Here is a 12,586-nt window from a genome sequence, read left to right as displayed (position 1 = left end):
GAACCACTGTGGCCGAAGAACAGTTGCCCGACGCCCGTCTCGCTGCCCCGGGTCAGGGCCGCCCTTCGTCCGTCCCTCCCGGCTCCGGGTCGGCCCGCATCGCGCGCAGCCGGACCAAGGAGTCCCGGGCGACCGAAGCCGTGAACGCCGGGCACAGCAGCGGCTCCAGCGGCGGTGGGTTCTTCAGCGGCGGCCCGTGCCGCTCGTAGACTCCGCGTCCGGCGGCGCTGCTGAGGTGAATCCCCACACAGACGGCGGCGGTCGCCCAACGGGGCAGGGCCGGGTGCTCGTCGTGGGTGCACACGGGGTCCGTGGGCCCCGCGAGCACCGCCTCGAAACCTTGCACCAAGGCGTCGTACGCCGCGTCGGAGCTGTTGGCGGCCCCGGCCCACCAGGTCAGCGCTGCGGCCGTGATCACGTGACCCGCCCGGTCCTCCCCCTCGGCGCCCCTCAACGCCTTCCCCACATCGGCGACTTCCTGACCCACGTCCGTACCGGGCTGCGGGTAGCCCTCCAGGACGGCCGTGAGCGAGTCGAGGAGCCGCTGATCGGCGAACGGCAGCAGGGGCGGGGCGTCGGGAGCCGATCCGGGTTCGAGCGCCTCCAGGATCATGGCAGCGAACCCATCGAGGGTGCGCGGGCAGAGCCACTGTTCCTGCGGATAGTTCTCCCACCACTCGACGCTGTCGTCGGCCAGCATCTGCAGCACGTCCGGGAGTATGTCGACGAGGTCCTCCCACTGCTCATCGACGGGGTGCTCCGCATGATCGCAGCTCCGCCCCGCACGTTCCCGGCGCACGGCCCGCGCCGCATCGGCCACCACGTCCGGCACGTCCCCGCCGGCCAGTTCGGCGTACGGAAGCATCAGCACAAGCCCGAACACCCGCTGATAGGCGTTCTCTCCGCCGGGATCGTCCGAAAGTGCCTGCGCGCACTCCAGGACGATCCGGTCCTGGACCTCGTAGGGACCGTAGTCGTCCTGTCCCGTCTCGCTCCAGGCACGGACCAGTTCTTCGTACGTCATCAGTCTTTTCTCAGCCGTTTCTGGGAGTCATGGGCCGTTGCCGCGACGAACGCCGGGCACAGGGCGGTGTCGAGGGGCCGTACTGCTCGTCCGTCGCGACGATCGGGTCCCGCGCCCTGTCGGCGAGCAGGCCATTGTCGGGCGTCCGGAACGACGGCGAGGGCAAGGGTGCCACCCAAGGGAGATCCGATCGTGCGGGGTGACAGCAGTTGTTGCCCGTGCCGGGTCCACTGCCGGGCGCGGGGCGGCTTCGGAGCGCATGTGTGCCGTGCGGAAGGCGACCGTCTGCTCGGGTCAGCTGTAGGCGGCGAGGAAGACGCGGGCGCCGGCGGCGGCGTAGCGGTCCAGGTCGGCCTCGGTGTGCTGGGTGGCGCCGGTGAACATGGCCTTGTTCACCGGAATCCACAGCAACAGGCCGGAGAAGTGGTTCGCGGCCAGGAGAGCGTCGTCGATCCGGAGCAGCCCCTGGTCGGCCAGGCGCTGGAAGGTCGCCGCCAGCGTGGCGAGCCCTCGTTCGAAGCCTCGCTCGTACCACTCGGTTCCCAGGTCGGGAAAGACGTCGGCGTTGGCGATGATCAGACGCCGCAGCTGGATGACCTCGGGGTGGGTGAGGGTGGTCAGGAACTGGCGAGCGAGCCGGGTCAGGTTCTCTTCCAGGTTGGAGGCGTCGGTCGGGAGGTCGGCCAGCAGGTCGATCGTGGTGTCGAGCCGGTCGGTGGTGGCCAGCACGATCTCGGCGAAGAGCTTCTCCTTGTCGGAGAAGTGCTTGTAGACGGTCTGTTTGGACACTGCGGCCAGCTTCGCGATGTCGTCCATGCTCGTTCCCGAGTACCCCTTGTCCAGGAAAACGCTGGTCGCGGCCTCCCGAATCGCGTCGTGCTTTCGCGCTGAACGGCTGTCCATCATCGACTCCTTCTTCCATCCGTCTCACCTTCTCACAGAAGAGTACTGGACTGACCAGTACTCGCATGAGTACTGTACCGTCCAGTTCCGAAAGCCCGGAGCTCCCAACTCTCCGTACCGCGCAGACATTTGGAGTGATTTCGCATGGACAAGGTGCTCTCTGCCGACGGCACGGCCATCGCCTTCGAGCAGCACGGCTCAGGCCCTGCTGTCGTGCTGGTCGGCGGCGCTTTCATGACGCGCCGCGATTCCGCCGAACTCGCCCGCCTGATGGCCGAGCACTGCACGGTGATCACGTACGACCGCCGGGGCCGCGGTGACAGCGGGGACAGCCCGGAGTACGACGTGCAGCGCGAGGTCGAGGACCTGGACGCGCTGATCGGGCTCGCGGGCGGCGAGGCCATGCTCTTCGGCATGTCCTCCGGTGCCGTACTGGCACTGGAGGCCGTGGCCCGGGGCAGCGCCGTCTCCCGACTGGCCGTGTACGAACCGCCCTTCATCACCGACGACAGCCGCCCCCCGCTGCCCACCGACTACGTCGCCCACCTGACCCAGCTCGTGGGGCAGGAGGCGTACGGCGATGCCGTGGCCTACTTCTTGACCGCGGCCGTGGGGATGCCCGCCGAGGCCGTGGCGGGGATGCGCCAGGCCCCCTTCTGGGCCGGCATGGAGGCCACCGCCCGCACCCTGCCCTACGACGGCCGGATCATGGGCGACACCATGTCCGGCCGACCACTGCCCGCCGACCTCTGGAAGTCCGTGACGGTGCCGGTTCTCGTCGGCAGCGGTGACGCGGGCGCGCCGCAGATGCTGCGCGGAGCGCGGGAACTCGCCGCACTGGCCGACAACTTCGCCCTGCACGTCTTCCCCGGCCAGGAGCACAACATCGACCCGGAGCTCCTCGCCCCCGTCCTGACCGGCTTCTTCACCACTGGGGAGCGGGCATGAGCAGGGTCTTCGCCAGTCTGGGCATGTCGCTGGACGGCTTCATCGCGGGCCCCCACTCCAGTCCCGACAACCCGCTCGGTGACGGCGGAATGCGTATCCACGAATGGGTCTTCGGGGTCGAGAGCTGGCGGGAGCGCCAGAGCATCGACGGCGGGCAGAGCAACCAGGACGACGACATCGTCCAGGAGAACTTCGACCGCGCCGGCGCCTACATCATGGGGCGGCGGATGTTCGCCGAAGGAGAGGTCGGCTGGCCCGACCCACCGCCCTTCCGCGCCCCCGTCTACGTCCTGACCCACAGTCCAAGGGAACCGTGGGTGCGGCAGGGCGGCACCACCTTCACCTTTGTGACCGAAGGGATCGACAGTGCGCTGGCCCGGGCCCGTGAGGCCGCGGGGGACAAGGACGTCCAGATCTCCGGCGGTGCGGAGACCGTACGACAGTTCATCGACGCCGGCTTGCTGGACGAACTCCAGATCCACCTCGCGCCCCTCGTACTCGGCTCGGGCGTCCGGCTCTTCGACGGCGTCTCGCCCGGCCTCGGACTCGCTCCCACGAGAGTGGTCGGATCCCCTCAGGTCACTCACCTCACGTACCGGATCACAGCACCCTAGGCACGTACGGGAAACAGGGCGGTGCAGCGCAAGACCGCGTACACCTCGCCGACCGAGCCCGGCGAGGGCAGCTCCGCGCGGCTGCCCTGCCGCCCGGGTCAGCCGGTGGAGCCGGGACCGGGCGGGATGTGCACGGTCATGATCAGGTGGCAGGTTCCGGTGCCCGAGCCGCGGTAGGTGTGGGGGGCGTCGCCGTCGAAGGTGGCGGTCTGTCCGGCCTCGACAGCGTGCTCGGTGCCGTCGACGACGAGCACCATCCGGCCGGCGGTGACGCTGACGGTCTCCACGACGCCGGCTTGATGGGGGTGGCTGGGGTACTCCTCCCCCGGTTCCAGTCGCCAGCGCCACACCTCGACCGGGGCCGGTCCCGAGGTGGTGAGCATGAGTCGGGCCTCGCCGCCCTTCTCCCCGGTCCACAAGGGCATGACGGCGTCGGCGGACACGACTCTCACGCGGCCTTCGGCCGGCCCTTCCATCAGCGCGGACACCGACACCCCGAGGGTATCGGCGAGACGGACCAGTGTGGCGAAGTTCGGATTGCCCTGGGCCTTCTCCAGTCCGACCAGGGCGCCTTTGCTGACCTTGGCCCGGCGGCCGAGTTCGTCCAGTGACAGCCCGGCGCGGGTACGGGCCGCGCGGACGTTGTGCGCCAGCGTCCGCAGTGCCGCATCGGTCTCCGCCATCACTATCGCCCCTCCAGTAGACGGTCAGTGGATCGCACCGCGCGGTCGTTCGGTTGACGACTTCCGGTCGGTGCGTTGTACGGTGTAGTCGTTCCATTGATAGTAAGGGATGTACCCGTGATCGCTCTGCTGCTGGCCCTGGGCAGCTCTCTGGCCTACGGATGCGCCGACTTCCTCGGCGGCCTCGACGCCCGCAGGGCCCACGTCCTGCGCACGGTGATGATCGCCGCGCCGGCCTCGCTCACCGTCGAGCTGCTGCTGTGGCCCTTCCTCGGCGCCTCTTTCGACCGCGCCACCCTCGCCTGGGGCGCGGCGTCCGGCGTCGCGTCGGCCGCGGCGTTCGCGCTGCTCTACCGCACGCTCGCCATCGGCCCGATGAACGTCCTGTCCCCGGTCACCGCTCTGGTCTCCGCGATGCTGCCCGTCGGCGTGGGCCTGCTCCAGGGCGAGCAGCTTGGCCTGACCGGGCTGATCGGCCTGCCCCTGGCCCTGGCAGCGGTGGTGCTGGTCAGCGCCGGACACGGCGCGAAGTCGGCCCGCCCGTCGCGCACCGCACTGCTGCTGGCCCTCGGCGCCGGAGCCGCCATCGCCCTGCAGTTGGTCTTTCTGCATCTGGCGCCGTCCGACAGCGGCGTCGGCCCACTGATCGTCGGCCGCGCCGTCTCCTCCGCCGTCACGCTGGCCGCTGCCGGTCTGATGTTCCGACGGCTCGGCTCGGAGAAGCCCGCATACGCGATCTCGGCGACGGCCGGGGCCCTGGACTCGGTCGCCAACCTGCTGTTCCTGCTCGCCGCCCGCAGCGGCGACCTGGCCGTCGTCGCCGTGATCACCGCCCTGTACCCGGCCGGCACCGTCCTGCTCGCCCGCAGCGTCCTGGCCGAACGGATCCACCGCGGCCAGCTCATCGGCCTGGGCACCGCCGCCGTCGCGGTCAGTCTCCTCGCCCTCACCTGACTCCCGCACCCGGAAGGACCCCCGCGATGTTCATCCAGCCCTGGGACGCCGCCCTGGACGACTCCGAGTGGCAGACCTGGATCGCCGACGGTCACGACTTCGGCATCCTCAGCGTCAACGGCCTGCCCGGGCAGGCACCGGTCGTCGTGCCCACCCACTTCACCGTCGACGGCGCCGGCCTGCTGATCCACCTCGCCCGCCCCAACCCCGTCTGGAGGACGATCGAGGCCGACCCGAACGTCACTTTCACGGTCGCCGGCGACTACGCCTTCATCCCCGGCCCCTGGCGCGCCAAGCCAGGCATCCCGCCCACCGACGGTGTCCCCACCAGCTACTACGCGGCCGTGCAGTTCACCTGCCGGGCCACGGTCATCGACGATCCCGAGGCGAAGGCCGCGCTGCTGCGGCGCCAGATGGCCCACTTCCAGCCCGACGGCGACCACGCCCCCATCGACCCGGACCAGCCCCCCTACGGGCGGATGCTGCCCGGCATCCGCGGCCTCCGCCTGGACGTCATCGACGTGCGGGCGAAGTTCAAGTACGACGACCACAAACCCGTCGAGCAGCGCACCGACACCGCACGCCGGCTCACCGAACGCGGTCAGGGCCTGGACGCGCCCACCGCAGCCCAGCAGCTGCGCCGCCTGGACCGCGTCGGCCCCTGGAAAGCCTGACCCGTCCCCCACTGCTCTCCCGGAACGGACTCCTCCCACGATGCCCACCTTCCGCCTCAGCCCCGCCGTCGCCGACGCCTTCCCCGGCACCCTCATCGCCGTCGTCACCGCCATCGGCCTGCGCGGCCACGAACCCTGGCCCGCCACCACCGCCGCCCTGGAGGACCTGGAGCAACAGCTCGCCAACGGCACCTGGGCCCCCGCGGACGAGAACGCCCCCCGCATCGAGGCATGGCACACCGCCTACCGGGCCTTCGGCACCAACCCCCGCCGCATCCGACCCAGCGTCGACGCTCTCGGACGCCGCCTCGCGAAAAAGGGCACCCTGCCGCGCATCAACCCGGCCGTCGACTCCTACAACGCCGTTTCCGTCCGCCATGGCCTGCCCGCCGGCGCCTTCGACCTCCACCACGTCACCGGCGACGTCGACATCCGCCACGCCGAAGGCACCGAGACCTTCACTCCGCTCGGTGAACCGGACACCGTCGAGAACCCCAAGGCCGGCGAAGTCATCTACACCGACACCACCGACGTACTGACCAGGCACTGGAACCACCGCGACGCCCACCGCACGCGCGTCACCGAAGGCTCCGCCCACGTCGCCTTCGTCCTCGAAACCCTCCATGCCACCCGTGACGGACACCTCCTCAAGGCCGCTGCCAGTGAGCTGCAAGACCTACTGACCCCGCACAGCGACCGGACCCACGTGCAGTACCTCACCCCGGAACAACCTCAGGTCACCATCTGAACCTTCGCCGCCTACGGGACCGTGATCCCTCCGCGCGGTCCGCAAGCCCTCACGAGGAGGACGAAAAAGGCGGGTTGGCTGTTGCGGCTGCTGTCCTCGTTACGGGCGCAACCCCCCGGTGCCGCGAACACGATGCCTTCCGTACGCAGGCCGGGAGCTGCACGGGACCTTCGTGGCAGCGACGGGGCAAGGGGATCGGCCGGGGCGGAGGAGGCTGCGCGGCCGCCAAGTGGTGTCTGTCCGGGTGGGTGTGGTGGTGGTCCGGGGCTTCGGCGACACTGCCACGGCCCCGTACGTATGGCCGGCGCGTCGGCCGGACCCGCGGTGTCCGGGTGCCCGCTGGTAAAATGGCGGGACACTGCAACCGCCGGGGACGGTACCAAGGGGTACCGTCCCCGGCGCGTTCGGGCGCCTGCCCGAGGAAGGTTTCCCATTGAACGCCAAGCCGCCGGCTGCCGGACGCGCTCGTACCGACCGGCCCCAGCGGGCGACCGCGCCGCAGGGTGACATCTCCACCCCTTCGGCGGTGGCTGCGGACCTGCCGCCGGCCGAGTCCTTCGACGCACTCGGGCTGCCGCCCGAAGTGACGAAGACGATGATCGGCCTCGGCGTGAGGGAACCGTTCCCGATCCAGGCGGCCACGCTGCCCAACGCACTGGCGGGCCGCGACGTACTCGGCCGCGCGCGGACCGGATCCGGCAAGACGCTCGCTTTCGGGCTGGCGCTGCTCGCCCGGACGGCAGGCCGGCGAGCGGAGCCGAAGCGGCCGCTCGCACTGGTCCTGGTGCCGACGCGGGAACTCGCGCAGCAGGTGGGCGACGCGCTGGCCCCCTATGCACAGGCGTTGCGTGTACGACTGGGGACGGTGGTCGGCGGGGTGTCGATCAACCGCCAGGTGGCGCTGCTGCGAACCGGCGTGGACGTGGTCGTCGCGACGCCTGGGCGGCTGGCCGACCTGGTCTCGCGCCGTGACTGCTACCTGGATCAGGTGCGGATCACGGTACTGGACGAGGCGGACCAGATGTGCGACCTGGGGTTCCTGCCGCAGGTCTCGGAAGTCCTGGACCAGGTCCGCGCCGACGGACAGCGGCTGCTGTTCTCGGCCACACTCGACCACAACGTCGACCAACTGGTGCGGGACTACCTCCACGACCCGGTGCTGGCCTCGGTCGACCGGGTGGCGGGCTCGGTCACCACGATGGACCACCACGTCCTCAACGTCCATGCCGCTGACAAGTACGCGGTCGCGACCGAGATCGCCGCGCGAGACGGCCGGGTGCTGATGTTCCTGGACACCAAGGCGGGCGTGGACCAGTTCACCAGGCACCTGCGAGCCAGCGGTGTTCCGGCTGCCGCACTGCACAGCGGGAAGTCGCAGCCGCAACGCACGCACACGCTCGCCAAATTCAAGGACGGTGAGATCACCGTGCTGGTGGCGACGAATGTCGCGGCGCGGGGCATCCACATCGACTCCCTCGACCTTGTCGTCAACGTCGACCCGCCGGCCGACGGCAAGGACTACCTGCACCGTGGGGGCCGCACGGCACGCGCCGGGGAGTCCGGGAACGTGGTCACCCTGGTCACGCCCAGCCAGCGGCGCGATGTGAACCGGATGATGACCGACGCCCGCATCCGGCCGACCACCACACAGGTACGCTCCGGCGAAGAGAAGCTGACGACCATCACGGGCGCCAAGCGCCCCCCGATCGAGCCGAGGACGAGCGGCGACAACGCCCCCTTCCGGGGCCTGGGTACCCGCCCGGGCCGCCCCGCGAAGGAGTCCCGTAAAGCCGCCGAGCTCCGCAAGGCGGCGGAAGCGCGCGCGGCGGCCCGGGTACGCAGGGGTCGCTGACGTCGCGCGGTCCTGCCGGAACGGTACGCGTCGCGTGACGTGTGCTCATGCGCCATGGCGCATGAGCACACGTCAGTCCGCGTACATGAACAGCAGGCACAGAGCCGCGAAGGGCACGACGGACACGCCGAGCAGGGTCAGCACTGCCGGGACCGCAGCCGTCAGCCGCTCACTGCCCTTGCGCCGGCCCGAACGGAACACCATCCGGGCCAGGACGAACGGCACTGCCACCAGAACGAGGCAGGCCATCGGCGCCAACAGCCGGCTGAAGGCGGTGGCGTCGGTGACCATGTGCCAGGCACTCGCTCCGAAGACGACTGCCGGGCCGGCCAGCAGAACGCAGGACACGACCGACGCCGCGGCGACGGTCAGTACTTCGGTCAGCCGCTCCGCTCGGGTGCGCTCCGGACGTACTTCCGTCGTCCCGTTGTGCCCCATACCTGTTCCCCCTGCTGCGCCAGTAGATGTCGCCTGCGCAACCGTGGAGCCGCTCAGCCCGTCACCAACAGGACGACAGCGCCGCGCCCTCGCAGCAGCAACGAATGATCTCACGGGACGAAGAACGCTCACGCACGGTCAACGGGTTCTGTCTGACGCGATGGCGCGAAACTCCGGCAGGACGTCCGCTCCGTCTTCGGTGGGTCATACGGCTATGGGCCGTGTGACCGGGCTCAGAAACGGTCCGGCGCGCGCTCAGGGAGCGGAGACCCAGGGAGGACGTCCCGCTTCTGGTGCTTGCGCGCATCCGCGTTCGAGTCGGCCGTCGCCAAGCAGGTCACGTCCTTCGCCGGGAGCTTGCCGGTGAGCAGATAGCCGGTCACTGTTCCGTCCGTGCACGCGTTGCCGCTCGGGTAGACTCCGTGGCCCTCGCCACCGAGGACGGTGACCATTTTCGAGCCTTTCAGGGCCGCGTGCAGGGCCTGGCCGCTGGGCAACGGGGTCTGGGAGTCCCACTCGTTCTGGACGACCAGCGAGCGGACCTTGTTGTTCACCTCGGTTGCCGGTTCCACGGACTTGTTCCAGAACGCGCAGGGCTTGATGCTGGACGCGAAGTCACCGTAGAGCGGGTAACGAACCTTGTCCTCAATGGCGTCCCGTCGGTAGCTCTGGGGATTGCGGGACCACGCGGCCGAGTTGTCACCGCACACGACGGCGCCGAAGCTTGCGACCATGTTGTCGGTTGGCACCTGAGGGGCGGCGGCGGGAGCCGTTCGGGCTCCCCTGGATCCGGCGAACGGCGCGACCTTCTTCTCGGAGGCGGGCTTGCCGGCTGCGGCCTTCAGCAGCTCCACCATTCCCTCGGTGGCGTACCGCGGGCTGAAGACCGCCGCACGCATACTGCTGCGGATGTCATCACCAGTGGTCGGCTGCCCCTCTACCTCGATGGGCTTCTCGTCGGCCTGTGCGACCAGGTTCCAGAAGGTCCGTTCGACCTCCCTCGGGGTAGCACCCAGCTGGTACTTCTCCGAACGCGCGGCTGCCCACCGGGTCCACCGGTCGAACGCCGGCTCGGCGCCCTCTGCCCACCACTGGATCATCCCTCGCCACACGCGTACCGGATCAACCGCGCTGTCCAGAACGAACCGATCGGCCCGGTCCGGGAAGAGCTGCGTGTACACAGCGCCCAGGTAGGTGCCGTACGAGTAGCCCAAGAAGGAGACCTTCTTCTCGCCGAGGATCGCCCGGAGCAGGTCCATGTCGCGCGCGGTGTTGCGTGTGGTGATGTGCGGCAGGGTGTCTCCCGCCTTCTTCTCACACTTGTTCGCGACGGTGCGTGCCCAGGCGACGTCCTTGCCGAACGTTTCCTTCTTGTACGGCCTCAGCCAGTTCTCCTCCTCCGGCTTCACATCGCAGGAAATCGGGCTACTCTGTCCCACACCGCGCGGGTCGAAGCCGATGAAATCGTACTTCTGCCGTACGGACTCGGGGAGCCGTTCCTGCATCGCCAGCGGCATGTAGAGCCCCTGCCCGCCCGGGCCGCCGGGGTTGGCCAACAGGACACCGTGCCGCCTGTCGGGCGCGATACTTCTGATCCGGGATATCGCCAAGTCGATCCGTTTGCCCGCAGGAACCCGGTAGTCCACGGGTACCTTGATCACGGCGCACTGGAACTCGGCGGGAGAGTCGGGTTCGCATCGCTTCCAGCGCGGCTTCTGCTGCACGTATCGGTCCAGCGTGCCGTTGGCGGTGGACGAGAAGGCGGCCGACGGGCCGGCGACAGGAGCGGCGGCGGCCGTGGAGATGGCGAGCACGGGAGCCAGCGTCGCCGTGACACTCATGGCCACCAGAGGCGCTAGATGTCGACTGCGCACGATATCGATCCTTCCGGTCTGATGTTCGGACAGGAAGGATCTTTCAGTAACCTGCCACCTCTGCGGATCCCCCGCCAGTATGCGTCTCTCCTCAAACGCCGGTATGACGCAATAGCTCTGTGTGCTACCCGAGTTGGAGAGACGCACCGCGCTCGCTCAGCGAGGGGCGGAGGGGGAAACTCACGCCGAATCACCCCGGCCGGAGGCTTTCACCCACCCGTTGCCTCACCGGGCCGCAGGTCGGGGTGCTGCTCGGTCAGTCGTTCCGGCGCCGCCTGCCTCCAGGAGTCAACGAGGATGCCGCGTAGTTCGTCCAGATCCTCCAGCGCCGCGAGCCGTACCCGGACCCATGCCGAACTCGCCTCGTGCGGTGGTACCCAGAACTTCTCCGGCTCAGCGGCGATCAGCTCTGCCCGCTCGTATCTGGGGCAGCGCACGGCGAATGATGTCTGGTCGTCCGGGATCGTGACGTACATCTTCCCGGCGACACGGAAGGTCGGAATGCTCCATGCTTCCTTCTCCACCGTCTCGGGAAAGGACAGGGCGATACGGCGGACGTCGTCTGCGTCGATCATGGCCCTACGGTATCCAGGGGCACTGACAGCCCGATCCGCGACGAGGACTGCGCCCTTGCCGGCCGGTCAACGTAAAGCGGCTGACGCATGGTTCGCCCCCCAATCGCTATGGCTGAACCACGGAAAGGTCCGGAAAGTGCGTTCCGGGCCCCGCCCGTGCCGTCCGACAATGTTCCGGTCGCCACGGGGGCGGCGGCCGGGACCGACAGCGCGCCTGAAGGTGATCCCCGGCTCCGTGACGGAGGTCTGTGGTGCTGCGCATCCATTTCACCGCGGAGGATCTCGCCCGTACCCGGGTGGCCAGTACCATCGGGGCCGCCGCGGAGACGTACTACAGCCTGGAGATGCTGTGCCGACGTTCCCTCCCGTTGCCCTTTCAACGGTGGCGCGCCACGGTGGCCGACAGGCTCGGCGAGGACACCGGGCCACTCACTGCCCTGATCCCGGCCCGGGGCCCGGGCCTCGACCTACTGGCTCTGGCCGGTGACTCGCCCGACATCGACCACGCGGTGGAGGCTCTGTTGCGGGCACCGCGCGCCCGGGTACGCCGTGAGCTGGACCCCGTTGCCGTCCGCCCCGCCCACAGGTCGTGGGCGCGGGCCGTCGCCGACGGGGATGCCGATGCCCGGGGCTTACTGGCGGCCGGCCTTGCGGCTTGTCACCGGGTGGCCGTCGCACCGTACTGGGCGGCTTCCCGGTCACAACTGGACGTCGTACGGGCCCAGTACGCCCGCACGTTTCTGGAAGGGGGAATCGACGCTCTGCTGGCCTCCTTGAGCCCTCAGCTGGTGCGCTGGCGACCACCGGTGCTGGAGGTACGCTACCCCCGCCCGGTCGAGGTTCACCTGGGCGGCAGAGGGCTGATCCTGGCGCCGACTCTGTTCTCCTGGCGTCAGTTCAGCCTGCTGTACGACCCGTACGACGACGCGTCGGTGCCGCGGCTGACCGTACCCGCGGTGACCGATCCCGCCACCGGCGCGGCGCTGTGGCAGCCCAGGGGCTCCGCGGCCGACGATGCCCTGGGTGTCCTGCTCGGACGTACCCGGGCCGCCGCGCTGCGCGAGGCCGCCGACGGTTGCAGCACCACTGAACTGGCCGCGCGCCTCGGTGTCTCCCCGGCAGCCGTCAGCCAGCACACCAAGGCGTTGCGCGACGCCCGCCTCATCACCACCAGCCGGCGCGGTGGTTCCGTACTGCACATGGCCACTGTCCTGGGCCGGGAACTGCTGGACGGGCACCGATAGCGCCGAACAGCGTGGCCGTGGGCCCTTAAGCCATGGCTTAAGGGCGTAGCCGCCG

At 69.6% G+C, this 12,586-nt stretch carries 13 protein-coding genes; 7 read left to right on the top strand and 6 right to left on the bottom strand.

What is annotated here, in order from left to right; genetic code table 11:
- Positions 1-52 precede the first annotated feature (52 nt).
- The gene (locus tag ACWGH0_RS03930) at positions 53-1,024 is read right to left on the bottom strand and encodes a hypothetical protein (RefSeq protein WP_453402525.1); all 972 of its coding nucleotides are present in this window, start codon (positions 1,022-1,024) and stop codon (positions 53-55) included.
- Positions 1,025-1,318: 294 nt separating this feature from the next.
- Positions 1,319-1,927, bottom strand: coding sequence for a TetR/AcrR family transcriptional regulator (locus ACWGH0_RS03925; RefSeq protein ID WP_453402524.1), 609 nt, complete (start codon positions 1,925-1,927; stop codon positions 1,319-1,321).
- 144 nt (positions 1,928-2,071) lie between these two features.
- Between ACWGH0_RS03925 and ACWGH0_RS03920 the strand changes: the two genes are divergently transcribed.
- Together ACWGH0_RS03920 and ACWGH0_RS03915 are read left to right on the top strand one after the other, a co-directional pair.
- Positions 2,072-2,875: an alpha/beta fold hydrolase gene (locus tag ACWGH0_RS03920; protein WP_453402523.1), complete on the top strand. Its 804-nt coding sequence runs from the start codon at positions 2,072-2,074 to the stop codon at positions 2,873-2,875.
- Positions 2,872-3,489, top strand: coding sequence for a dihydrofolate reductase family protein (locus ACWGH0_RS03915; protein ID WP_453402522.1), 618 nt, complete (start codon positions 2,872-2,874; stop codon positions 3,487-3,489). The genes ACWGH0_RS03920 and ACWGH0_RS03915 overlap by 4 nt, the downstream gene beginning before the upstream one ends.
- 98 nt (positions 3,490-3,587) lie before the next feature.
- Here the strand turns inward: ACWGH0_RS03915 and ACWGH0_RS03910 are convergent, their stop codons facing one another.
- Positions 3,588-4,172 (bottom strand): helix-turn-helix domain-containing protein, encoded by a 585-nt coding sequence (locus tag ACWGH0_RS03910; protein WP_453402521.1) that lies wholly within the window; start codon positions 4,170-4,172, stop codon positions 3,588-3,590.
- A gap of 117 nt (positions 4,173-4,289) precedes the next feature.
- On the opposite strand from ACWGH0_RS03910, the gene ACWGH0_RS03905 reads away from it, so the two are divergent.
- From ACWGH0_RS03905 to ACWGH0_RS03890, 4 genes are all read left to right on the top strand, one after another.
- Complete coding sequence (locus tag ACWGH0_RS03905; protein ID WP_453402520.1) at positions 4,290-5,126, top strand: EamA family transporter; 837 nt, start codon at positions 4,290-4,292, stop codon at positions 5,124-5,126.
- 26 nt (positions 5,127-5,152) lie between these two features.
- Positions 5,153-5,800, top strand: coding sequence for an FMN-binding negative transcriptional regulator (locus ACWGH0_RS03900; RefSeq protein WP_453402519.1), 648 nt, complete (start codon positions 5,153-5,155; stop codon positions 5,798-5,800).
- 40 nt (positions 5,801-5,840) lie between these two features.
- The gene (locus tag ACWGH0_RS03895) at positions 5,841-6,548 is read left to right on the top strand and encodes a B3/B4 domain-containing protein (RefSeq protein ID WP_453402518.1); all 708 of its coding nucleotides are present in this window, start codon (positions 5,841-5,843) and stop codon (positions 6,546-6,548) included.
- A 508-nt stretch (positions 6,549-7,056) separates the two neighbouring features.
- Positions 7,057-8,400 carry a DEAD/DEAH box helicase gene (locus ACWGH0_RS03890; RefSeq protein ID WP_453402561.1) on the top strand — a complete coding sequence of 448 codons (1,344 nt, stop codon included), beginning with the start codon at positions 7,057-7,059 and terminating at the stop codon, positions 8,398-8,400.
- Positions 8,401-8,472: 72 nt separating this feature from the next.
- Here ACWGH0_RS03890 and ACWGH0_RS03885 read toward each other — a convergent pair whose 3' ends face one another.
- The 3 genes from ACWGH0_RS03885 to ACWGH0_RS03875 form a co-directional block, all read right to left on the bottom strand.
- Positions 8,473-8,838, bottom strand: a complete 366-nt coding sequence (locus ACWGH0_RS03885; protein WP_453402517.1) for a hypothetical protein — start codon at positions 8,836-8,838, stop codon at positions 8,473-8,475.
- A gap of 233 nt (positions 8,839-9,071) precedes the next feature.
- The gene (locus ACWGH0_RS03880) at positions 9,072-10,679 is read right to left on the bottom strand and encodes an alpha/beta hydrolase (RefSeq protein ID WP_453402560.1); all 1,608 of its coding nucleotides are present in this window, start codon (positions 10,677-10,679) and stop codon (positions 9,072-9,074) included.
- A 242-nt stretch (positions 10,680-10,921) separates the two neighbouring features.
- The gene (locus tag ACWGH0_RS03875) at positions 10,922-11,287 is read right to left on the bottom strand and encodes an MmcQ/YjbR family DNA-binding protein (protein WP_453402516.1); all 366 of its coding nucleotides are present in this window, start codon (positions 11,285-11,287) and stop codon (positions 10,922-10,924) included.
- A 251-nt stretch (positions 11,288-11,538) separates the two neighbouring features.
- On the opposite strand from ACWGH0_RS03875, the gene ACWGH0_RS03870 reads away from it, so the two are divergent.
- Entirely contained in the window at positions 11,539-12,531 is a 993-nt protein-coding gene (locus tag ACWGH0_RS03870) for an ArsR/SmtB family transcription factor (protein WP_453402515.1), read from the top strand.
- Positions 12,532-12,586 lie beyond the last annotated feature (55 nt).

The organism is Streptomyces sp. NPDC054887 (genome assembly GCF_053610585.1).
This window is presented reverse-complemented; position numbering and strand designations above follow the sequence as displayed.